General features: G+C 71.6%; 23 protein-coding genes. 10 read left to right on the forward strand and 13 right to left on the reverse strand.

Annotated elements, in window-relative coordinates; genetic code table 11:
- Positions 1 to 192: 192 nt before the first annotated feature.
- Positions 193 to 1,176, reverse strand: coding sequence for an SAM-dependent methyltransferase (locus E2E34_RS14400; protein ID WP_138902308.1), 984 nt, complete (start codon positions 1,174 to 1,176; stop codon positions 193 to 195).
- Between the two features lie 96 nt (positions 1,177 to 1,272).
- Between E2E34_RS14400 and E2E34_RS14405 the strand changes: the two genes are divergently transcribed.
- Positions 1,273 to 2,478 (forward strand): sensor histidine kinase, encoded by a 1,206-nt coding sequence (locus E2E34_RS14405; protein WP_138902309.1) that lies wholly within the window; start codon positions 1,273 to 1,275, stop codon positions 2,476 to 2,478.
- Between the two features lie 50 nt (positions 2,479 to 2,528).
- On the forward strand, positions 2,529 to 3,218 hold the full coding sequence (locus tag E2E34_RS14410; RefSeq protein ID WP_138902310.1) for a response regulator: 690 nt from the start codon (positions 2,529 to 2,531) through the stop codon (positions 3,216 to 3,218).
- A gap of 83 nt (positions 3,219 to 3,301) precedes the next feature.
- Here E2E34_RS14410 and E2E34_RS14415 read toward each other — a convergent pair whose 3' ends face one another.
- From E2E34_RS14415 to E2E34_RS14430, 4 genes are all read right to left on the reverse strand, one after another.
- Positions 3,302 to 4,252 carry a coiled-coil domain-containing protein gene (locus E2E34_RS14415; protein WP_138902311.1) on the reverse strand — a complete coding sequence of 317 codons (951 nt, stop codon included), beginning with the start codon at positions 4,250 to 4,252 and terminating at the stop codon, positions 3,302 to 3,304.
- Positions 4,253 to 4,336: 84 nt separating this feature from the next.
- On the reverse strand, positions 4,337 to 5,317 hold the full coding sequence (locus tag E2E34_RS14420) for an ABC transporter substrate-binding protein (RefSeq protein WP_138902312.1): 981 nt from the start codon (positions 5,315 to 5,317) through the stop codon (positions 4,337 to 4,339).
- 49 nt (positions 5,318 to 5,366) lie between these two features.
- Positions 5,367 to 6,053, reverse strand: coding sequence for an ABC transporter permease (locus tag E2E34_RS14425; protein WP_138902313.1), 687 nt, complete (start codon positions 6,051 to 6,053; stop codon positions 5,367 to 5,369).
- A 3-nt stretch (positions 6,054 to 6,056) separates the two neighbouring features.
- The gene (locus tag E2E34_RS14430) at positions 6,057 to 6,806 is read right to left on the reverse strand and encodes an ABC transporter permease (protein WP_138902314.1); all 750 of its coding nucleotides are present in this window, start codon (positions 6,804 to 6,806) and stop codon (positions 6,057 to 6,059) included.
- 128 nt (positions 6,807 to 6,934) lie between these two features.
- Here E2E34_RS14430 and E2E34_RS14435 point away from each other — a divergent pair, with 128 nt between their 5' ends.
- Complete coding sequence (locus E2E34_RS14435) at positions 6,935 to 8,101, forward strand: ABC transporter ATP-binding protein (RefSeq protein WP_138902315.1); 1,167 nt, start codon at positions 6,935 to 6,937, stop codon at positions 8,099 to 8,101.
- On the opposite strand, the gene E2E34_RS14440 is transcribed toward E2E34_RS14435, so the two are convergent.
- Positions 8,088 to 9,200 (reverse strand): alpha/beta hydrolase, encoded by a 1,113-nt coding sequence (locus tag E2E34_RS14440; RefSeq protein WP_138902316.1) that lies wholly within the window; start codon positions 9,198 to 9,200, stop codon positions 8,088 to 8,090. The two genes, E2E34_RS14435 and E2E34_RS14440, sit on opposite strands and share 14 nt — an antisense overlap.
- A 139-nt stretch (positions 9,201 to 9,339) precedes the next feature.
- Between E2E34_RS14440 and E2E34_RS14445 the strand changes: the two genes are divergently transcribed.
- Positions 9,340 to 11,190, forward strand: coding sequence for a phosphatidylglycerol lysyltransferase domain-containing protein (locus tag E2E34_RS14445; RefSeq protein ID WP_138902317.1), 1,851 nt, complete (start codon positions 9,340 to 9,342; stop codon positions 11,188 to 11,190).
- 12 nt (positions 11,191 to 11,202) lie between these two features.
- Here the strand turns inward: E2E34_RS14445 and E2E34_RS14450 are convergent, their stop codons facing one another.
- Positions 11,203 to 12,129, reverse strand: coding sequence for an NADP-dependent oxidoreductase (locus E2E34_RS14450; protein ID WP_138902318.1), 927 nt, complete (start codon positions 12,127 to 12,129; stop codon positions 11,203 to 11,205).
- A gap of 128 nt (positions 12,130 to 12,257) precedes the next feature.
- On the opposite strand from E2E34_RS14450, the gene E2E34_RS14455 reads away from it, so the two are divergent.
- The 6 genes from E2E34_RS14455 (at position 12,258) to E2E34_RS14480 (ending at position 15,754) form a co-directional block, all read left to right on the forward strand.
- Positions 12,258 to 12,710, forward strand: coding sequence for a MarR family winged helix-turn-helix transcriptional regulator (locus E2E34_RS14455; RefSeq protein WP_244315734.1), 453 nt, complete (start codon positions 12,258 to 12,260; stop codon positions 12,708 to 12,710).
- A gap of 16 nt (positions 12,711 to 12,726) precedes the next feature.
- On the forward strand, positions 12,727 to 13,596 hold the full coding sequence (gene folP, locus E2E34_RS14460) for a dihydropteroate synthase (protein ID WP_138902319.1): 870 nt from the start codon (positions 12,727 to 12,729) through the stop codon (positions 13,594 to 13,596).
- Positions 13,593 to 14,045, forward strand: coding sequence for a nuclear transport factor 2 family protein (locus E2E34_RS14465; protein WP_138902320.1), 453 nt, complete (start codon positions 13,593 to 13,595; stop codon positions 14,043 to 14,045). Before folP ends, E2E34_RS14465 begins: the two co-directional genes overlap by 4 nt.
- Before the next feature lie 190 nt (positions 14,046 to 14,235).
- The gene (gene folB / locus E2E34_RS14470; protein WP_138902321.1) at positions 14,236 to 14,595 is read left to right on the forward strand and encodes a dihydroneopterin aldolase; all 360 of its coding nucleotides are present in this window, start codon (positions 14,236 to 14,238) and stop codon (positions 14,593 to 14,595) included.
- Complete coding sequence (folK, locus tag E2E34_RS14475) at positions 14,592 to 15,191, forward strand: 2-amino-4-hydroxy-6-hydroxymethyldihydropteridine diphosphokinase (RefSeq protein WP_138902322.1); 600 nt, start codon at positions 14,592 to 14,594, stop codon at positions 15,189 to 15,191. Before folB ends, folK begins: the two co-directional genes overlap by 4 nt.
- Before the next feature lie 80 nt (positions 15,192 to 15,271).
- Positions 15,272 to 15,754, forward strand: coding sequence for a DUF3180 domain-containing protein (locus tag E2E34_RS14480; protein WP_138902323.1), 483 nt, complete (start codon positions 15,272 to 15,274; stop codon positions 15,752 to 15,754).
- Positions 15,755 to 15,841: 87 nt separating this feature from the next.
- Here the strand turns inward: E2E34_RS14480 and folE are convergent, their stop codons facing one another.
- The 6 genes from folE to E2E34_RS14510 form a co-directional block, all read right to left on the reverse strand.
- Positions 15,842 to 16,447 carry a GTP cyclohydrolase I FolE gene (gene folE / locus E2E34_RS14485; RefSeq protein WP_138902324.1) on the reverse strand — a complete coding sequence of 202 codons (606 nt, stop codon included), beginning with the start codon at positions 16,445 to 16,447 and terminating at the stop codon, positions 15,842 to 15,844.
- 123 nt (positions 16,448 to 16,570) lie between these two features.
- Positions 16,571 to 18,604: an ATP-dependent zinc metalloprotease FtsH gene (ftsH, locus tag E2E34_RS14490; protein WP_138902325.1), complete on the reverse strand. Its 2,034-nt coding sequence runs from the start codon at positions 18,602 to 18,604 to the stop codon at positions 16,571 to 16,573.
- A gap of 233 nt (positions 18,605 to 18,837) precedes the next feature.
- Complete coding sequence (gene hpt, locus E2E34_RS14495) at positions 18,838 to 19,377, reverse strand: hypoxanthine phosphoribosyltransferase (protein ID WP_037647340.1); 540 nt, start codon at positions 19,375 to 19,377, stop codon at positions 18,838 to 18,840.
- Between the two features lie 44 nt (positions 19,378 to 19,421).
- Entirely contained in the window at positions 19,422 to 20,477 is a 1,056-nt protein-coding gene (gene tilS / locus E2E34_RS14500; protein ID WP_138902326.1) for a tRNA lysidine(34) synthetase TilS, read from the reverse strand.
- A 175-nt stretch (positions 20,478 to 20,652) separates the two neighbouring features.
- The gene (locus E2E34_RS14505; protein ID WP_138902327.1) at positions 20,653 to 21,783 is read right to left on the reverse strand and encodes a zinc-dependent metalloprotease; all 1,131 of its coding nucleotides are present in this window, start codon (positions 21,781 to 21,783) and stop codon (positions 20,653 to 20,655) included.
- A gap of 76 nt (positions 21,784 to 21,859) precedes the next feature.
- The coding region (locus tag E2E34_RS14510) for a D-alanyl-D-alanine carboxypeptidase (RefSeq protein ID WP_208765242.1) at positions 21,860 to 22,161 on the reverse strand (302 nt) is incomplete at its 5' end.

Below are 22,161 nucleotides of genomic sequence, written 5' to 3' on the forward strand. Positions count from 1 at the left end.
GGGGGCAGGGGCGCAGGGCAGGGGCGGTCCCTCTCACGCGGGCTCTGGGTCGGTGCCGTGCTCGGGCGTCTCCTCGGGTGCCGAACCTTCCGGCACCGCTGCGGGACCGGACGCGGCGATTGCGTTCGACACCCTGCGGGGAGCACCCCAGCACGCCCCCTCCGCCACTTCGCAGACACCGCGCGGGCTGCCTCAGGCGGGGAGCGGGGTGCGTTGTCTCAGCCAGGTGAAGTCGCCCAGGCCGCCGCGGGCCGTCAGCTCCGCCGCCTCGCCCGCCCCCGACAGCGCCCGCACGTACGCCGCCGGGTCCGTGCTCGCCAGGGACAGCGGCGGGCGGGCGGCCGTCACGCCCAGGCGGTGCAGCGCCTCCCGCTGCGAGCAGAGCTCCGCGCCGGGCAGGGCGCACGCGTCCAGGGCGACGTGGGAGGTGATGTCGCAGCTGCCGTCCGGGACCGGGCGTACCTCCCGGCCCGCCCGGAAGCCCGTCAGCGTGCCGAAGGGTGGTCGCGCCGCCCGCGCGTGGGCGTAGTCCACCGCGACCGCCAGACCCGCGTCCAGCGTCGCCGCCGCCGCCGCCCACGCCGCGTCGCGCGGGCGGCCGATCTCCGCCCGCAGCCCGGGCCCGGCGTCCGGCGGCAGCGGCCACCAGCGCGCCAGCCAGTCCGCGTCGGGACCGGTCACCGGGTCGCCCAGGCGCTCCTCGCCGTCCCGGCGGCGGACGAGGACGTACCGCGCGACGCCCGCCGCGTCGGTCTCGGCCACGTCCACCGGGACGTTGTCCAGCCACTCGTTCGCGAACAGCAGCCCGGTGACGCCCCGCGGCGGCTCCGCCAGCCACTCGACGCGGTGATCGAGACCCGGCGGCCGGGGCGCGCGCTCCACGCCGTACGCCCTCACTCGCGCCGCCGCTTCCGCCGGCAGCGCCGCCAGTACCGCCGACAGCAGCTCGCCCCGACCGGCTCCCACGTCGACCAGCGCCAGCTCCGAAGGCCGCCCCAGCGACTCGTCCACGTCCGCGAGCAGCCGCGCCACCGCCCCGGCGTACAGCGCCGACGCGTGCACCGACGTACGGAAGTGGCCGGACGGGCCGGGGCCCCCGGGCCGTACATAGAAACCGTCGGGGCCGTAGAGCGCCTGCTCCGCGGCCTCCCGCCACCCCTGCCACTCATCCGTCACGGCACCAAGTCTCCACCTTGGGGAGTAGGCTCCGGCCCACCGGATCGCTCCTCCGGTTGACCCCTGCACCTATTTGATTTCCCTACGCTGGGTTACGTGCAACGCCTCTACGATTTCCTCCGCAGGCACCCGACGACGGTCGACAGCTTCTGGGCTGTGACCCTCCTCGGGTTCTCCCTGCTGTGGGCCGTCCAGGCGCCGATGGGCACCCAGTCGCGCGTCGCGGCCGTCCCGGTCATCACGCTGCTCTGCCTCGTGGTGGCCCTGCGCCGGCGCGCTCCGGAGAAGATGCTGCTGCTGGCCGTCCTGATGGGCGTGGCGCAGCTGGTGTTCGACGTGGAGGTCAATCCGGCCGACTGGGCCATGCTCGTCATCATCTACACCGTCGCCGCGAACGACGGGCCGCGCTGGATATCGCGCGTGGCGCTCTTCGGCGGGCTGACGGCCGCACCGCTGGCGGCTCTGCGCTGGCCCGCCGAGAGCGGCGGCAGCTCGGCCCTCGCGGCGGTCTTCTTCGTGATCGTCATGGCCCTGCCGTTCGCGCTGGCGTGGGTCCTCGGCGACTCGATGCGCACCCGGCGGGCGTACTTCGCCGAGCTGGAGGAGCGCGCCGCCCGCCTGGAGAAGGAGCGCGAGGCGCAGTCGAAGGTGGCGGTCGCCGCCGAGCGGGCCCGTATCGCCCGCGAGCTGCACGACGTGGTCGCGCACAACGTCTCCGTGATGGTGGTGCAGGCGGACGGCGCGGCGTACGTCATGGACGCCTCGCCCGCGCAGGCCAGGCAGGCGCTGGAGACGATCTCCACGACCGGCCGGCAGGCGCTCGCCGAGATGCGGCGGCTGCTGGGGGTGCTGAGGACGGGTGAGCAGGCGGTGGGCGGGGAGTACGTGCCGCAGCCCGATGTCGAGCAGATCGAGGACCTCGTCGAGCAGGTGCGCACCGCCGGGCTGACCGTCGACTTCAAGGTCGAGGGCACGCCCAGGCCGCTGCCCAGCGGGGTGGAGCTGACGGCGTACCGCATCGTGCAGGAAGCCCTCACCAACACGCGCAAGCACGGTGGGCCCGAAGCGGGCGCGAGCGTACGGCTCGTGTACTTCGACGACGGGCTCGGCCTGCTCGTCGAGGACGACGGGCGGGGCGCGGCGCACGAGCTGTACGAGGACGGCGGCGCGGACGGGCGGGGGCACGGCCTGATCGGCATGCGCGAGCGCGTCGGTATGGTCGGCGGCACGCTCGACGCGGGGCCGCGGCCGGGCGGCGGCTTCCGGATCAGCGCGCTGCTGCCGCTCAAACCGGCTCACTGAGCCCCGGCCACCCCCATCCCTGGTTACGCCGACGAAAGGCACCCCACCCCATGTCCATCCGCGTGATGCTCGTAGACGACCAGGTGCTGCTGCGCACCGGCTTCCGGATGGTTCTGGCGGCCCAGCCGGACATGGAGGTCGTCGCGGAGGCCGGTGACGGGGCGGAGGCGATCGAGGTCCTGCGCTCCACGGCCGTGGACGTGGTGCTGATGGACGTACGGATGCCCAGGCTGGACGGGGTGGAGGCCACGCGGCGCATCTGCGCTGATCCCGACGCGCCGAAGGTGCTCATCCTGACCACGTTCGATCTGGACGAGTACGCCTTCTCCGGGCTGAAGGCGGGGGCCAGCGGCTTCATGCTGAAGGACGTGCCGCCGGGCGAACTGCTGGCCGCCATCCGGTCGGTGCACAGCGGTGACGCGGTCGTCGCGCCGTCCACGACGCGGCGTCTGCTGGACCGCTTCTCGCCGCTGCTGCCGAGCACGGGCAAGGAGACCAAGGCCGTCGACTCCGCGCTGGCCCGGCTCACCGAGCGGGAGCGCGAGGTGATGCTGCTGGTGGCGCAGGGGCTGTCGAACGGTGAGATCGCGGCGCGGCTCGTGCTGTCGGAGGCCACCGTCAAGACGCACGTGGGCCGCATCCTGACCAAGCTCGGCCTGCGCGACCGGGTCCAGGTGGTGGTGCTGGCGTACGAGTCGGGGCTGGTGCGCGCGGGCGGCGGCGGCCCGGCGCTGTCCTAGGCCGCGCCACCGCGTGCGGGCGGCAGGGGGCGGACGCATCCTTCGCGGGGGGAGGACGCCGTACCGCCCCGCCCGGCTGCCGGTTAAGAGATCGCGCTGCGCAGGACCGCCACGTCGAGCTGTTCCGTTTCGTCATGGGCCGTCAGATCGATGACCTGACCCACCGGCCGGCTCTCCGCCGGCCCGTCCGCTCCGCGGCGCGCGTCGGCCAGCGCCTCCTCGCCCACCACGTCCGCGAGGTCCTCGTTCTGCACCGCCTCGATCGCCGCGGCGGCGGACTTCTGGTTGCCGAAGAAGTCGAAGCCACCCTGGGTGCGCGAGGCGCGGCGGCGCCCTGCGGCGTACGGGACGACGGCGGACGACGGGCGAGCGCGTTCCGGGGCGGACGCGACGTCGCTACCGGCGGCCGCCTCGTGCTTCCCCTCGGGCTCGGCCACCCCGCGGCCCTGCGCCTCGCGCGACGCGCGGGACGCCTGCTCCGCCGCGTTGCGCGACAGCTTGTCCAGCGCCATGGCCGCGCGCAGATAGGCGGACGGCGTCGGTGAACTGCCCGCCGCCGGCAGCGCCTTCGCGGGCGCCGCGGCCTCGATCGCCAGCAGGCGCCGGCCTTCCAGCGCGCTGGCCCGCTCGGTCTCCGCCGTCGCGTACCGCCGCAGCAACGCGGCGTGTTCGCCGCGCAGGGCGGCCAGTTCGACCCGCTTGGCGCGCAGCTTCGCTTCGAGCCTGGCGCGCAGTTCGCGCGACTCCTCGATGTCCGACTCGAGGTCCGCGATGCGCTCCTCGGTCTTCCACTCGTCGCTCGCCCGCGCCCTCGTCAGCTCCGCGACCCGACGGCCCGCCGCACGGTCCCAGCCGCGCATGAGCACCGCGCCGGTGACCGCGGCGGCCGCGGCCGCCGCGACCAGACCGCGCAACACCACCGGTTCCGTGAACAACCAGGCACCGGCGGCGCAGAGTATCGACGCGCCGGCGACCGCGGAAGGCGGAAGAAGCCTGTGCAGGGGTGGCGAATGGCGGTGACGTCCACGTGGCATGGCCTGAAATTTACCGTGCGTAGACGGCGGATGGGGACCCGCCCGGCAAAGTGTTCCCGGGCGGTTACCCAATTCCCGCGCGGGCTACTTCTTGATCAGCCCCTTCGACTCCAGATACTCCTTCGCCGCGTCCACGGGCTTCACCCGGTCCGCGTCGATCCTGCGGTTCAGCTCCACCAGATCCTCGGTCGTCAGCGCCTTGGTGAGCTTGCCGAGCGCGTCGGCTATCTCCGGCGCTCCGGCGTCCTTCGCATTGACCACCGGCAGTACGTTGTCGGCGTTCTGCAGCTTCTTGTCGTCCTCCAGGAGTACGAGTCCGAAGCCCTCCAGCGTCGCGTCGGTCGTCGTGGTCAGCACGAGCTGGTCGGCGCCGTCCTTCACCGCCTGCTTGGCCTGCGGGGTGCCCACGCCCTTGGGGTCGACGCCGGTGACGTCGATCCCGTACTCCTTCTTCAGACCGGGCGCGCAGAAGGGGCGGATCTCGCACTCGTCGCCCGCCGCGATCTTCACCTTGAGCTTGGACTCACCAAGATCGGAAAGGGTCTTCAGGTCGTTCTTCTCGGCGTATTCCCTGCTGACCGCGAAGGCGTTCTGGTCGACCGCCTCGCCGGCCGGCAGCGCCTTCAGTCCGCGCGGCTCCGCGAGCTTCTCCAGTGCTTTGAAGGTGGCCGCCACATCGCTGGACGCGACCGGATTCTTCTCCGGCGCCTTGGGGCCGTTCGCCTTCGCGTTGAGGAATTCGGCAAGCGTAGCGGCGTATTCCGGTACGACGTCGATCTCGCCCTTCTCCAGGGCGGGTTCGTACAGTTCGCGGTTCTCCACCGTCTTGATCGTGGTGGCGTAACCGGCGTCCGAGAGGACCTGCGCGTACAGCTCGGCCAGCACCTTGGACTCGGTGAATCCGGCCGATCCGATCACCAGCGACGCCTTGCGACCGTCGGCGCCGTCCCTGTCGGAGCCGCCGTCCTTGCCCTTCTCCAGGCTGTCGCCGCCGCATGCCGCCAGCCCGCCGGCCAGCGCGATCACGGCCACTACCGCACCCGCGGTGCGCGAGGTCCTGCTCATGAGGTTCACCATCCAAGAGGAAGAAGACAGAAGAACGAAACAGACATCGTCAGGCCGTGCGCCGCCCGGAGTCCCGCCCGCGCATCGGGTCGAGCAGCCGGTCCGCCGCCACCAGCGCGCCCTCCACCAGCAGCGCCAGGACGGCGACGAGCAGTGCGCCCGCCACCACCTGCGGCGTGTTGTACGTGTTGAAGCCGGCCGTGATGATCCGGCCCAGCCCGCCCTCGCCCGCCATCGCGGCGAGCGTGGCCGTGGCGACCACCTGGACGGACGCCGACCTGAGCCCGGTCATCACGAGCGGGTAAGCCAGGGGCAGTTCGACCCGCACGAACACCTGCCACCCCGACATGCCCATCCCGCGCGCGGCCTCCACCACCGCCCGGTCGACCTCCCGCATCCCGATGTACGCGTTGGTCAGCAGCGGCGGCACCGCGAACAGCACCAGCGCGACAATGGTCGGCAGGTCGCCCTGCCGGCCCAGCGGGGTGAGCGTCAGCAGGACCAGCACCGCGAGGGTGGGGATCGCCCGCCCCACGTTGGAGAGGTTGACCGCCAGCGCGCCGCCCCGGCCCAGGTGGCCGAGCCACAGCGCCACGGGCAGCGCGATCAGACAGGACAGCAGCAGGCACACGCCGCTGAAGTACAGGTGCTCGGCCAGCCGGTTCCAGACGCCGCTCTCGCCCTGCCAGTTGGCGCCCGTCGCCAGCCAGGTGAAGGCGTCCCCGATCGCTCCCACGGCTCAGCCGGCCTTCGCGACGCGGGTCGTACGGACGGGGGCGCCGCCGGTGCGCATCCGGCGCTCACGGCGCTTCGGCGCCCTGGTCCACGGGGTGAGCGCCCGCTGCACGCCGAGCAGCAGCAGGTCGGCGGCCACCGCGAGCAGCACGCAGATCACCGACGCCGTCAGCACCTGCGCCTTGAAGAGGGAGTCGAGGCCGTCCACGATCAGGGTCCCCAGGCCGCCGTACCCCACGATCGCGCCCACCGTCGTCAGGGCCACCGTCGACACCGTCGCTATCCGCACCCCGGCCAGCAGCGCCGGCAGCGCCAGCGGCAGTTCGACCTCCCAGAGCAGCCGCCCCCGGCCGTACCCCATCCCGAGCGCGGCCTCACGTGCCTCCGCCGGCACCGCTTCGAGCCCGGCCAGGATGTTGCGCACGAGGACGGTCAGCGAATAGAGGACGAGCCCCGTGACCACCACGGCCGCCGAAAGCCCGAACACCGGCAGCAGCAGGGAGAACATCGCCAGCGACGGGACCGTGTAGAGGACGGTCGTCAGGCCGAGGACCGGTCCCGCGAACCGCGACCGGCGGCCGTCCGCGCCCCGCGCGAGCAGCGCCAGCGGGAAGGCGATCAGCAGACCGATCACCACCGAGACCACGGTGATCCACACATGCTGGACGGTCGCGTCGGTCAACTCCTGGCCCCGGGAGCGGACGTACTCCGCGCAGATCCAGTCGTTCGCCGTCAGGCAGCTCCGGCCGCTCATGCCGCCCCACCTCCCCCGAGATCCCGAACTTATGTCTGACGACCCTATCCCCGGCCACTGACAGCCACCGGAATCCGCCACGTTCCCGCAACATGGTCGTGACACCGGACCGGCCACAATGGGGACTCATGATCCGATTCGAGCACGTCACCAAGCGGTACGCCGACGGCACCACCGCCGTCGACGACCTCTCCTTCGAAGTCGCCGAGGGTGAACTGGTCACGCTCGTCGGGCCGTCCGGCTGTGGCAAGACCACCACCATGAAGATGGTGAACCGGCTGATCGAGCCGAGCGAGGGCCGGATACTTCTCGACGGGGACGACATTTCCACCGTCGACCCCGTCCAGCTCCGCCGCCGTATCGGCTATGTCATCCAGCAGGTCGGCCTCTTCCCCCACAAGACGGTCCTGGACAACACCGCGACCGTCCCCCACCTGCTCGGCGTCAAGCGCGCCAAGGCACGCGAGCGCGCCGCCGAACTCCTCGACCTGGTCGGCCTCGACCCGTCCGTGCACGGGGACCGCTACCCCGACCAGCTCTCCGGCGGCCAGCGCCAGCGCGTCGGCGTGGCCAGGGCGCTGGCCGCCGATCCGCCCGTACTGCTCATGGACGAGCCCTTCGGCGCGGTCGATCCGGTGGTCCGCGAGCACCTCCAGAACGAGTTCCTGCGGCTCCAGTCCCAGGTACGCAAGACCGTCCTGTTCGTCACCCACGACATCGAGGAGGCCGTCCGCCTCGGCGACCGCATCGCCGTCTACGGGCAGGGCAGGATCGAGCAGTTCGACGCCCCGGCCGCCGTCCTCGGCGCGCCCGCCACCCCGTACGTCGCCGATTTCGTCGGCGCCGACCGGGGCCTGAAGCGGCTGTCCGTCACCCCCATCGAACCCGGCGACCTGGAGCAGCCGCCCGTCGTCCACCTCGACGACCCGGTCGAGCGGGCCGCCGCCGCGCTGACCGCCGAGGGTGCCCGCTGGGCCGTCGTGCTCGACGGCGCCGACGACCTGCACGGCTGGATCTCGGCCGAACAGGTCCGCGGCGCCGGCGGGACCGTACGGGAGCACGCGCGCCGGATGGAGGCGTGGCTGCCCGTCGGCGCCTCCCTCAAGCAGGCGTTCTCCACGATGCTCCAGCACGACGCCGGCTGGATCGCGGTCATCGACGAGCAGAGCGCGGGCCGCTTCCTGGGCGTCCTCACACCGGCCCGCCTCCACGAGGCGCTGCGCCGGTCCATCGACGCCGACGCGCAGGAGCTTCCGCGTACCGCCGTCGCGGTGGAGTCCGTCAGCTCGCCCTGAGCCTGCCGCTGAGCCACTCCATGGCGGCCGGTATCTCACGCCGCCAGGTGCCGAAGTTGTGGCCGCCGTTGTCCAGGGTGATCGAGGACACCCGGGCGGGCGGCCGCACCTTCGCCACGAACCGCTGCGTCTCCTTGAGGTTGTCCTCGCCGTGCCGGGAACTGGTGACGAGGAACGAGGTGTTCGACGGCTTGACGTGGTCCAGGCTCCACATCAGGTCGGCCCGCTTCCGCGCGCGGTCGTCCCCGTGGAAGAGGTCACCGGTCGTCGGGTCCTCGGCGGCCCGGTAGTACGCGGAGAGGCCGGCCCCCGCGCTGAACGTCGCGGGGTGGTGGAGGGCGAACTTCAGGGCGCAGTAGCCGCCGGTCGAGTTCCCGATGACGCCCCAGTTCCGGGCCCGGGTGCCGACGCGGTAGGTCTCCGACACCGCCTTGGGGATGTCCTCGGCGAGGAAGGTCTCGGTCTGCGGTCCGCGCGGCACGTCCACGCACTCGGTGTCCCTCGGGGGCGCCACCGTGGGCCGCAGCATCACCAGGACCATCGGCTGCATCCGGCCCGCCTGCGCCTGGGTGTGCGCGGTGCGCGGGTAGCGCAGTCCCTTGAGCAGGTTCTCGGCCGTGCCGGGGTACCCGGTGAGCACGAGCGCCGCCGGGAAGTTCTTGTCGGCGTACCGGGGTTTGAAGTACTCGGGCGGCAGGTACACGTACGCCTGGCCGGCGATCCTCGACTTCTCGCCGGCTATGACGATCTTCTGTATCTGGCCGCCCACCCTCGGCTTCGTCCCCCCGGCGACGTCCATGCCCTGCTTGTCGACGACCGTGATGTCCCTGGCGGCGGCCGAGTGGTCGACCACCACCCCCAGTTCGGTCTCCTGGCCGAACAGGTCGGTCCACGAACCGTAGAAGAGGAAGGACTTGTTGGCGGCGAGGCCCAGCGTGGCGAAGAGCAGCAGCTGGGTCAGGAGGAGCAGAGCGACACGGCCCAGTACGGCGCGCCAGTTGCGGCCCGCCAGGCGGGGCCAGAGCAAGACTGTGGCGACGAAGAGCAGCGCGGCCAGGAGCGCGGCCAGTGCCAGAACTGTGTTGCTGGTGAGGCCCATGATGAGGAGGAAGCTTTCTGCCTGAATATTTCCCGAGAGCGAGTGAACCCGCTCCCCGGATGAGCCGTCCTAGAGGGCGCAAATTGTCCGGATGCTTCGGCCCAAGGACAGAAAATCTCTCGCGGAGCCACGGGAAGCGATGTCTATCAGGCTAGATGGGGATGAAACCGGAGCGGTTCCCGGTCGGGTACGGCGGATCCTCCGGGGTCCGAGGCCCGAGCGCGTGCCCTCCCTGGTCGGTACGGCCTGCACCCTCGTGGGCCTCCTCGACATCGCCGCCGGCGTCTTCCCGCGCTTCCGGCACAGCGGCGTGCACGCCGCCGCCGAGGTGCTGCCCGGCACGCTCGGCCCGTTCGCGGCCGCGCTGGCAATCAGCGCCGGCGTACTGCTGCTGCTCCTCGCGCACGGCCTCAAGCGCCGCAAGCGCCGCGCCTGGCGGGCCGCCGTGGTCCTGCTGCCCGCCGGTGCGGCGGCGCAGTTCACGTACCGGCCCTCGGTCGTCGGCGTGCTGATCTCGCTGTCGCTGCTCGCGCTCCTGGTGCGCCACCGGGGCGAGTTCGCGGCCCTGCCCGACCCGCGCAGCCGCTGGAAGGCGCTCGCGAACTTCTTCCTCGTCGGCTCCGGCTCCCTCGGGCTCGGCCTCGTCATCGTCAGCTCGCACCCGGCGAAGGTCGTCGGCGACCCGAGCGTCGCGGAACGCCTGGAGCACGTCCTGTACGGGCTCTTCGGCTTCGAGGGCCCGGTCGACTACGCGGGCCGGGTCTCCTGGACCGTCGGCTACTCGCTCGGCGCCCTCGGCCTGCTCACCGCGGTCACGACCGTCTACCTCGCCCTGCGGCCCGAGCACCCGGCGGCCCGTCTCACCCCCGACGACGAACGGCGCCTGCGCGACCTGCTGGCCCGGCACGGCGGCCGCGACTCGCTCGGCCACTTCGCGCTGCGCCACGACAAGGCCGTCGTCTTCTCGCCCAGCGGCAAGGCGGCCGTCACCTACCGCGTCGTCTCCGGTGTGATGCTCGCCAGCGGCGACCCGATCGGCGACGTGGAGGCCTGGCCCGGCGCCATCGAACGCTTCATGGACGAGGCCAAAGCCCACTCCTGGACCCCGGCCGTCATGGGGTGCAGCGAGACGGGCGGCGAGGTCTGGACCCGGGAGACGGGTCTCGACGCCCTGGAGCTCGGGGACGAAGCGGTGGTGCGCGTGCCGGATTTCTCCCTCGCCGGGCGCGCCATGCGCAACGTACGCCAGATGGTCAAGCGCATTGAGCGCGGCGGCTACGAGACCCGGGTACGCCGCGTCCGCGACCTCGGCGAAGCCGAACTGAGCCGCATCCGGCGCGCGGCCGCCGACTGGCGCGGCACCGACACCGAGCGCGGCTTCTCCATGGCGCTCGGCCGCATCGGGGAGCCCGGCGACGGGGACTGCGTGATCGCCACCGCCCACAAGGCGGGCGGACCGGGCGACGCGGACTCGCCGTACGGCGACCTGAAGGCCGTACTCCACTTCGTCCCGTGGGGTACGGACGGCCTCTCCCTCGACCTGATGCGCCGCGACCGCTCCGCCGACCCCGGCATGAACGAACTGCTGATCGTCGCCGCGCTCCAGGCCGCTCCCCGGCTCGGCGTCGAGCGCGTGTCGCTCAACTTCGCGATGTTCCGCTCGGCGCTCGCGCGCGGCGAGAGGATCGGCGCGGGACCGGTGCTGCGCGTGTGGCGCGGCCTGCTGGTCTTTCTCTCCCGCTGGTTCCAGATCGAGTCGCTGTACAAGTTCAACGCCAAGTTCCGGCCGGAGTGGGAGCCGCGCTTCGTGGTCTTCCGCACGACCCGCGACCTGCCGCGCATCGGCTTCGCCGCGATGCAGGCGGAGGGCTTCGTCACCCTGGCGCTGCCCCGCCCGTTCGCCCGGCGGGCCCCGGCCGCCCGGCGGCGGCCGTGCGCCCACCTCGAACAGCTGCGGCTGCGCCGCGAGGCCGGGCAGCCGGCCGCCTGATCACCCGCTGCGTCAGCCGACGCTGATGGCGATCTTGCCGCGCGTGTGGCCCTCCATGCTCAGCCGCATGGCGTCCGCGGCCTGCTCCAGCGGGAAGACCGCGGCGACCTCCACGGCCAGCGCGCCGCGCTCGGCCAGCTCCGCGAGCGCCGTCAGGTCGGCGGCGTCGGGGCGTACGAAGACGTACGTGCCGCCGAGGCCCACGACCGCGCCGTCCGCGATGGACGCCAGCCGGCCGCCGGGGGCGAGCAGCTCCGGCGAGATCTTGAGCGCGTCGCCGCCGACCAGGTCGAGCACGGCGTCGACGCCTTCGGGCGCGAGCGCCCGCACGCGGTCCGCCAGCCCGTCGCCGTACGCCACCGGCTCGGCCCCCAGGGACCGCAGGAAGTCGTGGTTGCGCTCGCTCGCGGTGCCGATGACCCGCACGCCGAGGGCGCGCGCGATCTGCACCGCGAGGGAACCGACGCCGCCGGCCGCCGCGTGGACCAGCAGCGTGTCGCCCTCGCCGACCTTCAGGGGACCGGTGAGTGCCTGGTACGCGGTGAGGCCGGCCAGCGGCAGTCCGGCGGCCTGCTCGAAGGTGAGCGCGGCGGGCTTGCGGGCCAGCGTGCGGACGGGGGCGGCGACGTACTCGGCGAAGGTGCCGCGGGAGACGAAGTCCTCGCGCACGTACCCCATGACCTCGTCGCCCGGAGCGAACTCGGTCAAACCGACCCCCACCTGCTCCACGACGCCGGCGACGTCCCAGCCGGGCACGACGGGGAAGACGGCGTCGAGGGCGGAGTCGAGGTATCCGGCCTGGATCTTCCAGTCGACGGGGTTGACGGCGGCGGCCCGTACGCGGACGAGCACGGCGTCGGGGCCGAGCTTGGGCGCCGGGACCTCGGCGTACTCGAGGACGTCCGGGGCGCCGTACGTGCGGTAGATGATCGCCTTCATGGGAGTACTCCTTCGGTGCCTGGGAATGGGGCGTGGGCCGCCCGGTGTTGCTTGAGCATCTCAAGCAACAGAAGTACGGTAAACGTCGAACTTTGAGATAGTCAAGTTTCGCGGGGTAAACTGGTTCCATGGCTGAGACGATCAGGACGATCCCCACGAAGGCCCAGCTCATGGAGCGGCTCGCCGACTCCTTCAGCGGCTACTACGGCGACTTCTCCCTGGCCGCCGCCGACGCGGGCCTCAGCGCCAGCCAGGCCAAGACCCTCGGCGTACTGCGGACCGCCCCCGCCTCCATGCGCGCCCTGGCGACCACCCTCGCCTGCGACGCCTCGAACATCACCGGCATCGTCGACCGGCTGGAGAAGCGCGAGCTCGTACGCCGCGAGGTCAGCCCCACCGACCGCCGCGTCAAGAACGTGGTCCTCACCACGGCGGGCGAGGAGACCGTGGACGCCATCCGGGCCCGCATGCACGCCACCCACGCCGCCCTCGACGCCCTCGACGACGCCGACCGCGCCGTCCTCCACGACCTCCTCGGCCGCGCCTTCTGCGGTGCGCGCGGTCCGCGCAACGCCACCTGACGCCTACGCTGGACGCATGAGTACGTTGCGCGAGCGTGGCCGGGTCGAGGGTCTGCCGGAGTGGGACCGCTGTGCGGTGATGGGCGTCGTCAATGTGACGCCCGACTCCTTCTCCGACGGCGGGCGCTGGTTCGACACGACCGCCGCGGTCAAGCGCGGCCTGGACCTCGTCGCCCAGGGCGCGGACCTGATCGACGTCGGCGGCGAGTCGACCCGCCCCGGCGCCTCCCGCGTCGACGCCGACGAGGAGCTGAAGCGGGTGATCCCCGTGGTGCGCGGCCTCGCCTCCGAGGGCGTCACCGTCTCCGTGGACACCATGCGCGCGGCGGTCGCCGAGCAGGCGGTCGCGGCCGGCGCCGTCCTGGTCAACGACGTCAGCGGCGGCCTCGCCGATCCCGCCATGATCCCGGCCGTCGCGGCGGCCGGGGCACCCTTCGTGGTCATGCACTGGCGCGGCTTCAGCGAGCAGATGAACAGCCGCGCGGTCTACGCCGACGTGGTCGGCGAGGTCGTGTCGGAACTGCGCGCCCGCATGGACGCCGTCGTCGCCGGCGGCATCGCCCCCGAACGCATCGTCATCGACCCCGGCCTCGGCTTCGCGAAGCAGGCCGCCCACGACCTCACCCTGGTCGCCCACCTCACCGAGCTGCGCGCCCTCGGCCGTCCCCTGCTGGTGGCCGCCTCGCGCAAGAGGTTCCTCGGCCACGTCCTCGCCGCCGACGCCGGTGCGGGCGCCGCCCCGCCGCCCGCGCGCGAGCGCGACGCCGCCACGGCCGCCGTCTCGGCCATAGCCGCCCACGAGGGCGCCTGGGCGGTGCGCGTCCACGAGGTACGGGCGACCGCCGACGCCGTACGGGTCGCCCGGGCCGTAGAGGGAGCCCTGTGAGCCGCGCGCGCACGGACGTCGAACTGGTCGAACAGGCCAACACGGCGTTCTACGAAGCGGTGGAGCGCGGCGACTTCGAAGAGCTGTCGGTGCTCTGGCTGGACGACGAGATCTCCTGCGTGCACCCGGGCTGGCCGGTCCTCTCGGGACGCGGCGAGGTGCTGCGCTCGTACGCCCTGATCATGGCCAACACGGAGTACATCCAGTTCTTCCTCACCGACGTGAAGGTGACGGTCCTGGGCGACACCGCCCTGGTGGTCTGCACCGAGAACACGCTCAGCGGCGGACCGGCCGAGGAGGCGGGCGAACTCGGCCCGCTGGTGGGCCAGCTGATCGTCGCCACGAATGTGTTCCGCCGCACAGAGGACGGCTGGAAACTGTGGTCTCATCACGGGTCCCCCGTTCTGACCGAAAACGGTGAAGAAGAGGACGACGAGACACCCGCCTGAGTGGGTAGGGGCCTGTGGAAGGTTGGCGTCCGGGGCCATGGGGTAGGGGCGGCTACCAGTCCCAAGACCTTCTGTCCATAGCCCCCGTGGGCGTCCGGTGTCCGTGCCCGCAGGTAGATTCGGGTGAGGGTGAAGCGCCGACCGCACTCGACGGGCACCCTCTTTCTCTACGACAGCAGGAGTGATTCGCGTGGATCGTGTCGCGCTGCGCGGCCTCAAGGCCCGTGGGCACCACGGCGTGTTCCCCCGGGAGCGCGAAGAAGGCCAGACCTTCATCGTGGACCTGGTTCTCGGCCTCGACACCCGCCCGGCGGCCGCCGACGACGACCTGGCGAAGACCGTGCACTACGGGGTCGTTGCGGAGGAGGTCGTGGACGTCGTCCAGGGCGAGCCGGTCGACCTGATCGAGACCCTCGCCGAGCGGATCGCCGAGCAGTGCCTCAAGCACCAGGGGGTGAAGCAGGTCGAGGTCTGCGTCCACAAGCCGGACGCCCCGATCACGGTCCCCTTCGACGACGTCACCATCACCATCACCCGGAGCCGAGTATGAACCCCACCCAGAGCGACCCGACCGTGCAGCCGGTTCCCGCCTCCGTGGTGGAGCAGGTCGACGCCGCCGACAGCACGCTGTCCAACCCCAAATGGGCCGTGATCTCCCTCGGCTCGAACCTGGGCAACCGCCTGGAGACCCTCCAGGGCGCCATCGACGCCCTGGAGGACACGCCCGGCCTGCGCGTCAAGGCCGTCTCCCCCGTCTACGAGACGGAACCCTGGGGCGTCGACCCCGGCTCCCAGCCGTCGTACTTCAACGCGGTCGTCGTCATCAGGACCACCCTCCCGCCGGCCTCGCTCCTGGAGCGCGGCCAGGCCATCGAGGAGGCGTTCGACCGGGTCCGCGAGGAGCGCTGGGGCCCGCGCACGATCGACGTGGACATCGTGGCGTACGCCGACGTGGTGTCCCAGGACCCGCTCCTCACCCTCCCGCACCCCCGCGCCCACGAGCGCGCCTTCGTGCTCGCCCCGTGGCACGACGTGGACCCGCAGGCCCAGCTTCCCGGGCGCGGCCCCGTGGCTGACCTGCTGACCGGCGTCGGCGCCACCGGCGTACTCGCCCGCCCCGACCTGGAACTCCGACTGCCCGAGTAGTCGTTAGGCTGGCGGACGGCATCGACCGGACGAACGATCGTTACCGGCTGTGACATGAACCGATGTGAGGGGCGCTCTCGGTGAAGCAACTTCGGCTCGGGGTACTGGCCGGTCTCTTCGCCGTGGCAGGCGTCCTGTCCTGGGGCGGAGCCCGGCTCTGGGACACCTTCGGGACGCTGCCGAGCGTGCCGCTGGCGGCCCCCGTCGTCCTGGCCGTGATCGCCGTCGTACTCCTGGCCACCGCCCTCTCGATCCGCTCCCGGCTGCGCGCCCAGCGCGAGCGCCGACCGGGCGCGAAGGGCGTGGAGCCCCTGATGGCGGCCCGCGCGGTGGTTTTCGGCCAGGCGAGCGCGCTCGTCGCGTCGCTGGTGTGCGGAATGTACGGCGGTGTGGGCGTCCACCTGCTGATGAACAGCCTCGACGTCCCGGCCCGCCGCGACCAGGCCATCTACGCGGGCCTGGCGGTGCTGGCGGGCGCGGGCGTCGTCGCGACGGCGTTCTTCCTGGAGCGGGTCTGCAAGCTCCCGGACGACGAGGACAACGGGGCGACGCCCACCGTCTGAGCCCCCCGGGCGGCCCGTTCCGAGCCGTCCGAGCAGCCACGCCGCGCGCCCGGCCGCGCCGCAGCCCTCATGGGCCCCGCGCGAGGGTCAGCGGGCCATGATCAGGCTCATCGCCTCGTTGCGCGTGGCCGAATCGCGGAGCTGGCCACGCACCGCCGACGTGATGGTCTTCGCTCCCGGCTTGCGGATGCCGCGCATCGACATGCACATGTGCTCGCACTCGATGACCACGATCACACCGCGCGGCTCCAGGATCTCCATCAGGGAGTCGGCGACCTGCGTGGTGAGCCGCTCCTGCACCTGCGGCCGACGGGCGAAGACGTCCACCAGCCGCGCCAGCTTGGACAGCCCGGTGATCTTTCCGGTGGTCGCCGGGATGTAGCCCACGTGGGCCACCCCGCGGAACGGGACCAGGTGATGCTCACAGGTGCTGAACACCTCGATGTCCTTGACCAGGATCATCTCGTCGTGGCCCAGGTCGAATGTCGTCGTCAGCACGTCTTCGGGCTCCTGCCACAGCCCGGCGAATATCTCCTTGTACGCCCGTGCCACACGCCCCGGAGTCGCCCGGAGCCCTTCGCGGTCCGGGTCTTCCCCGATGGCGAGGAGGAGCTCGCGCACGGCGTTCTCGGCCCGCTTCTCGTCGAACTCGCCGATCGAGCCTTCGCCGTCCAGCGTCACCGGGTCCGTCATCTGTGCCTCGTTCCTGTGCTTCCACATGCCGCAAAAGAGCGGCATCGAGAAAACGCCGCGTCCCCCAGGCTAAAACCTGGGGGACGCGGCGTTCATTCCGGCCCCGAGGGGGCCTGGAAACGATCAGCTCTCGGGGCGCTCCTCCGGGACCGCCTCGGTGGCCGGGGTGTCAACAGGGCCGGCCGTCACCGCGGGAGTCGCACCGTTGGCAGTGGCGCCGTTGGTGAGGGAGAGCTCCTTCGGGGAGAGCACCGGCGGCCGTGTGGACGGCATACGGCGGGAAGAACCGGTCCACGCGGGGCGGGCCGGACGCTTCACGATCGGGCTGAAGATCTCGGCGATCTCCTCCTTGTTCAGCGTCTCCTTCTCCAGGAGAGCCAGAACCAGGTTGTCGAGGACGTCACGGTTCTCGACGAGGATCTCCCACGCCTCGTTGTGCGCGGTCTCGATGAGCTTCTTGACCTCTTCGTCGACCAGCGCGGCGACCTCTTCCGAGTAGTCGCGCTGATGACCCATGTCACGGCCGAGGAACGGCTCGGAGCCGTCCTGGCCGAACTTGATCGCGCCGAGGCGCTCGGTCATGCCGTACTGCGTGACCATCGCACGGGCCGTAGCGGTGGCCTTCTCGATGTCGTTCGAGGCGCCCGTGGTCGGGTCGTGGAACACCAGTTCCTCGGCCGCACGGCCGCCCATCATGTAGGCGAGCTGGTCCAGCATCTCGTTGCGCGTGGTCGAGTACTTGTCCTCGTCCGGGAGCACCATCGTGTAACCGAGGGCACGCCCGCGGGACAGGATGGTGACCTTGTGCACCGGGTCGCTGTTCGGAGAGGCCGCCGCGACCAGGGCGTGTCCGCCCTCGTGGTACGCGGTGATCTTCTTCTCCTTCTCGCTCATGATCCGGGTCCGCTTCTGCGGTCCGGCCACGACGCGGTCGATCGCCTCGTCCAAGGAGTGGTTGTCGACCAGCTTCTTGTCCGTACGGGCGGTCAGCAGCGCGGCCTCGTTCAGCACGTTCGCCAGGTCGGCGCCGGTGAAGCCGGGGGTACGGCGGGCGACGGCCCGCAGGTCGACCTCCGGCGTGACCGGCTTGCCCTTGGCGTGCACCTTGAGGATCTCGAGGCGGCCCATCAGGTCCGGACGGTCGACCGCGATCTGCCGGTCGAAGCGGCCCGGGCGCAGCAGCGCCGGGTCGAGGATGTCCGGCCGGTTGGTGGCGGCGATCAGGATGACGCCGCCCTTCACGTCGAAGCCGTCCATCTCGACGAGCAGCTGGTTCAGGGTCTGCTCGCGCTCGTCGTGACCGCCGCCCATGCCGGCGCCGCGGTGGCGGCCGACGGCGTCGATCTCGTCGACGAAGACGATCGCCGGAGCGTTCGCCTTGGCCTGCTCGAAGAGGTCGCGCACCCGGGAGGCGCCGACACCGACGAACATCTCGACGAAGTCGGAACCCGAGATCGAGTAGAACGGGACGCCGGCCTCACCGGCGACGGCACGCGCCAGCAGCGTCTTGCCCGTACCGGGCGGGCCGTACAGGAGCACGCCCTTGGGGATCTTGGCGCCGACGGCCTGGAACTTCGCCGGCTCCTGGAGGAACTCCTTGATCTCGTGGAGCTCCTCGACCGCCTCGTCGGCGCCCGCCACATCGGCGAACGTCGTCTTGGGGGTGTCCTTGGTGATGAGCTTGGCCTTGGACTTCCCGAACTGCATGACCCGGGAGCCGCCGCCCTGCATCTGATTCATCAGGAACAGGAAGACGACCACGATCAGGACGAAGGGGAGCAGGGAGAGCAGGATCCCGACGAACGGATTCTGCTTGGAGGGGGAGACCGTGTAGCCCTTGTCGATGTCCCCGCTGTCGAACTTCGACTGCAGCTTGTTGGCGAGCGCGACGCCCTGGTCGCCGATGTAGCTCGCCTGGATCTTGCTGCTGTCCTTGACCTTCTGGCCGTCCTTCAGCTCGACCTTGATGACTTGTTCGTCACCGGTCGTCAGCTTGGCCTGCTTGACCTGGTTCTTGTCGATCGCCTGGACGACCTCGGCAGTGTCCACCGTCTTGTAGCCGCCGGACGAGCCGACAACCTGCATCAACACGACCACGGCGAGGACGGCCAGCACGATCCACATGACCGGCCCACGGAAGTATCGCTTCACGTCCATCCATACGGGGCGGTAGTCGCCCCGTCCCTCCTGCCCGTAGGTAAATGCTGCTGTTTAAAAAGACTGTTCTTCGGACGGTACCCCAGCATTGTCACCCGCGACTGCCGGGGACGGCTGACGAACCTGCCTTCCCATGCTCCAACGGCGGGGCGGGGGCGGAGGTTCCCGGCGGGTTCCCGGTGGCCTCCGGCAGGTTCCCGGCGGCTGACCGGCTGGTCCGGCAGGTGCCGGGCTCAGCCGCCGTAGACGTGCGGGGCCAGCGTGCCGACGAACGGCAGGTTCCGGTACTTCTCGGCGTAGTCGAGGCCGTACCCCACGACGAACTCGTTCGGAATGTCGAAGCCGACCCACTTCACGTCGAGCTGGACCTTCGCCGCCTCCGGCTTGCGCAGCAGCGTGCAGACGTTCAGGGACGCCGGCTCACGCGATCCGAGGTTCGACAGCAGCCAGGAGAGCGTAAGACCCGAGTCGATGATGTCCTCGACGATCAGGACGTGCTTGCCCTTGATGTCGGTGTCGAGGTCCTTGAGGATGCGGACCACGCCGGAGGACTGGGTGCCCGCGCCGTACGACGAGACCGCCATCCAGTCCATCGTGACGGGGGTGGAGAGCGCGCGCGCCAGGTCCGCCATCACCATGACGGCGCCCTTGAGGACACCCACGATGAGCAGGTCCTTGCCCGCGTACTCCGCATCGATCTTCGCGGCCAGCTCGGCCAGCTTCGCGTCGATTTCTTCCTTGGTGATGAGCACCGACTTGAGGTCGGTGCCCATGTCCTTCTCGTTCACCGGGGTCACTTTCGTAGTGCTTCAGCGCATCAGCCCTGCCGGATGACCAGTCTGCCACCCTGCCGCCGCGCCTCGACCCGGCCGGGGAGGTTGATGACCCCCTGGCCACGCCAGCCGGTGATCAGCCGGTCGACCTCTTCGACGTGCCGCGCGAAGAGCGACCCGGGCGGAGAGCCCGCCGAGATGGCCGCCCGGCGCAGGACGCGGCGGCGTACGGCGGGGGGCAGGGCGTAGAGCTTCACGCACTCCAGCTCGCCGGTCGCGTCGCGGACGGCCGCGTCCGCCTCGGCGGCCCAGTCGTCCAGGGCGTCGGCGTCGTCGCGGGAGAGCTGCGCCGTCCGGGCCAGGGCCTCGACGACTCCTTTGCCGAGCGCCTTCTCCAGGGCCGGCAGGCCGTCGTGGCGCAGTCGTGAGCGGGTGTAGGCGGGGTCGGTGTTGTGCGGGTCGTCCCAGACGGGCAGCGACTGCACCATGCAGGCCTTGCGGGCGGTCTGCCGGTCGATCTGGAGGAAGGGCCTGCGGTAGCGGCCCGCGCCGGTCACGGCGGCCATGCCGGACAGCGAACGGATGCCGGAGCCGCGGGCGAGGCCGAGCAGGACCGTCTCCGCCTGGTCGTCGCGCGTGTGGCCGAGCAGGACGGCGGCGGCGCCGTGGCGCTCGGCGGCGGCGTCCAGGGCGGCGTAGCGGGCGTCGCGGGCGGCCGCTTCGGGGCCGCCGCCACGGCCGACGGTCACCGCGACGGCCTCGACGGGGTCGAGTCGCAGCGCGGTGAGGCGGTTGACGACCTCGGCGGCCCGGAGGTCGGAGCCGGCCTGGAGGCCGTGGTCGACGGTGACGCCGCCGGCCCGGATGCCGAGCTTGGGGGCTTCGAAGGCGAGAGCGGAGGCGAGGGCCATGGAGTCCGCGCCGCCCGAGCAGGCGACCAGCACGAGCGGCGCCGGCGGCATGGGCGGGGCCGTGCCCGGCCCGGCGTTCGCCGTGGCGCGGGGGGTGACGCCGGCGTGGTCGGTGAGATCGGTGAGTACGTCGTGGAGTACGCGGCGGACCGCCAGGCGTATCGCTGCGACCGCAGGATGGGGACCCATGTCCGGTGCCCTTCGGTGAAGTTGGGGGTGCCTCGGGAGGAAAGGCCAGTCACTCAGAGTGCGTCGATGGTGACAGAGACGGGCCATTCCCCGAGCATTGCACGCCTACCCAGCGCTCACGGTCCCTCGGATGGGTGATTGGAGGGGCGTTGTCCTGCCGTCGGCCGCACCCGTTCTAGGAATCGGCCCTGCGGTGCACCCGTGCGACCCAGTCCGCCGGTTTGGCGATCTCCGCTTTGGTGGGGAGCGTGTTCGGGGAGGTCCAGACGCGGTTGAAGCCGTCCATCCCGACCTCGTCCACCACGGCCCGTACGAACCGCTCACCGTCACGGTACTGCCGGAGCTTGGCGTCCAGGCCCAGCAGCTTGCGCAGGGCCAGATCCAGGCGGCCGGCGCCGCGCGCCCTGCGCTGCTGGAACTTCTCGCGAATCTCGGCGACGGACGGAACGACCTCGGGGCCCACGCCGTCCATGACGAAGTCGGCGTGGCCTTCGAGGAGCGACATGACGGCGGTCAGCCGGCCCAGGATCTCGCGCTGGGCGGGAGTCTGGACGATCTCGACGAGGCTGCGTCCGCCGTCCTCACCAGCCTCGCCCTCGGGGCGGCCCCCGGCCAGGGACTGGGCGGCCTCGCGCAGGCGCTCCAGGACGGTCATCGGGTCGACCTCGGTCTCGCCGAGGAACGACTGGATCTCGCCCTCCATGTGGTCGCGCAGCCAGGGCACGGCCGTGAACTGCGTGCGGTGCGTCTCCTCGTGCAGGCACACCCAGAGCCGGAAGTCGTGCGGGTCCACTTCGAGCTCCCGCTCGACGTGGACGATGTTCGGGGCGACGAGCAGGAGGCGGCCGCCGCCGGTGCCGGCGGGGAGCTCGCGGGAGGGCGGGGCGAAGGTCTCGTACTGGCCGAGGACGCGCGAGGCGAGGAAGGAGAGCAGCATGCCGACCTCGACGCCGGTCACCTTGCCGCCGACCGCGCCGAGCACGGCGCCGCCGGGGGCGGAGCCCCTGCGTTCCTGCATCTTGTCCAGGAGCGGCCGCAGGACTTCCCGGAACCCGGCGACGTTCGCCCTGATCCAGCCGGCCCGGTCGACGACCAGGACCGGGGTGTCCTGCGGCTCGTGCCCTTCGGGGATCATCCGGGTGAAGCCGCGGACGTGCTCCTCCGACGCCTTGGCGTGGCGGCGGAGCTCGGCGACGACGGCGCGCGCCTCGTCCCGGCTCACGTCGGGACCCGGCCTCACCAGTCGGGTCGCGGTCGCCACCGCGAGGTTCCAGTCGACCATCTCCGCACCACCGATGCTCGTCATGCGTCAACCGTACGTTGTCGACGCGGCGCGCGGTGAGGTGTTGTCCGCCACCCGTACCCCTGAACTTCCTCGGGGTTCAGCTGCGGCCGGGCCGCCCGGTGGAGGGTTCGCAGCCGCAGTTGGCGATCGTGGAGGCCAGCCGGTCGAGGGCCGACTGGGCGGCTTCGGGGCCCGGGGCGCCCGAGGTGAGGAAGGCGAACGACAGGAGCCGGCCGTCGGCGTCGACGACGGTTCCGGCCAGCGTGTTCACGCCCCTGAGGGTGCCGGTCTTGGCGCGGACCATGCCGGTGCCGGCCGAGTCCTCGGCGTACCGGCTCTTCAGGGTGCCGCTGAATCCGGCCACCGGCAGGCCGGTCAGGACAGGCCGCAGGGCGGGGC

Origin of the sequence: Streptomyces albidochromogenes, assembly GCF_005981925.1 — a bacterium.
Lineage (GTDB): Bacteria > Actinomycetota > Actinomycetes > Streptomycetales > Streptomycetaceae > Streptomyces > Streptomyces albidochromogenes.

What these genes read in the sequence shown, in the direction of transcription:
- E2E34_RS14440 (WP_138902316.1), bottom strand. Translation starts at nt 9,200, where the DNA reads ATGGGCCTCACCAGCAACACAGTTCTGGCACTGGCCGCGCTCCTGGCC.
- E2E34_RS14420 (WP_138902312.1), bottom strand. Translation starts at nt 5,317, where the DNA reads ATGAGCAGGACCTCGCGCACCGCGGGTGCGGTAGTGGCCGTGATCGCG.
- tilS (WP_138902326.1), bottom strand. Translation starts at nt 20,477, where the DNA reads ATGGGTCCCCATCCTGCGGTCGCAGCGATACGCCTGGCGGTCCGCCGC.
- E2E34_RS14410 (WP_138902310.1), top strand. Translation starts at nt 2,529, where the DNA reads ATGTCCATCCGCGTGATGCTCGTAGACGACCAGGTGCTGCTGCGCACC.
- folE (WP_138902324.1), bottom strand. Translation starts at nt 16,447, where the DNA reads ATGACGGACCCGGTGACGCTGGACGGCGAAGGCTCGATCGGCGAGTTC.
- E2E34_RS14450 (WP_138902318.1), bottom strand. Translation starts at nt 12,129, where the DNA reads ATGAAGGCGATCATCTACCGCACGTACGGCGCCCCGGACGTCCTCGAG.
- ftsH (WP_138902325.1), bottom strand. Translation starts at nt 18,604, where the DNA reads ATGGACGTGAAGCGATACTTCCGTGGGCCGGTCATGTGGATCGTGCTG.
- folK (WP_138902322.1), top strand. Translation starts at nt 14,592, where the DNA reads ATGAACCCCACCCAGAGCGACCCGACCGTGCAGCCGGTTCCCGCCTCC.
- E2E34_RS14445 (WP_138902317.1), top strand. Translation starts at nt 9,340, where the DNA reads ATGTCTATCAGGCTAGATGGGGATGAAACCGGAGCGGTTCCCGGTCGG.
- E2E34_RS14435 (WP_138902315.1), top strand. Translation starts at nt 6,935, where the DNA reads ATGATCCGATTCGAGCACGTCACCAAGCGGTACGCCGACGGCACCACC.
- hpt (WP_037647340.1), bottom strand. Translation starts at nt 19,377, where the DNA reads ATGGGCACCGACCTCAAGTCGGTGCTCATCACCAAGGAAGAAATCGAC.
- E2E34_RS14505 (WP_138902327.1), bottom strand. Translation starts at nt 21,783, where the DNA reads ATGACGAGCATCGGTGGTGCGGAGATGGTCGACTGGAACCTCGCGGTG.
- folP (WP_138902319.1), top strand. Translation starts at nt 12,727, where the DNA reads ATGAGTACGTTGCGCGAGCGTGGCCGGGTCGAGGGTCTGCCGGAGTGG.
- E2E34_RS14455 (WP_244315734.1), top strand. Translation starts at nt 12,258, where the DNA reads ATGGCTGAGACGATCAGGACGATCCCCACGAAGGCCCAGCTCATGGAG.
- E2E34_RS14415 (WP_138902311.1), bottom strand. Translation starts at nt 4,252, where the DNA reads ATGCCACGTGGACGTCACCGCCATTCGCCACCCCTGCACAGGCTTCTT.
- E2E34_RS14430 (WP_138902314.1), bottom strand. Translation starts at nt 6,806, where the DNA reads ATGAGCGGCCGGAGCTGCCTGACGGCGAACGACTGGATCTGCGCGGAG.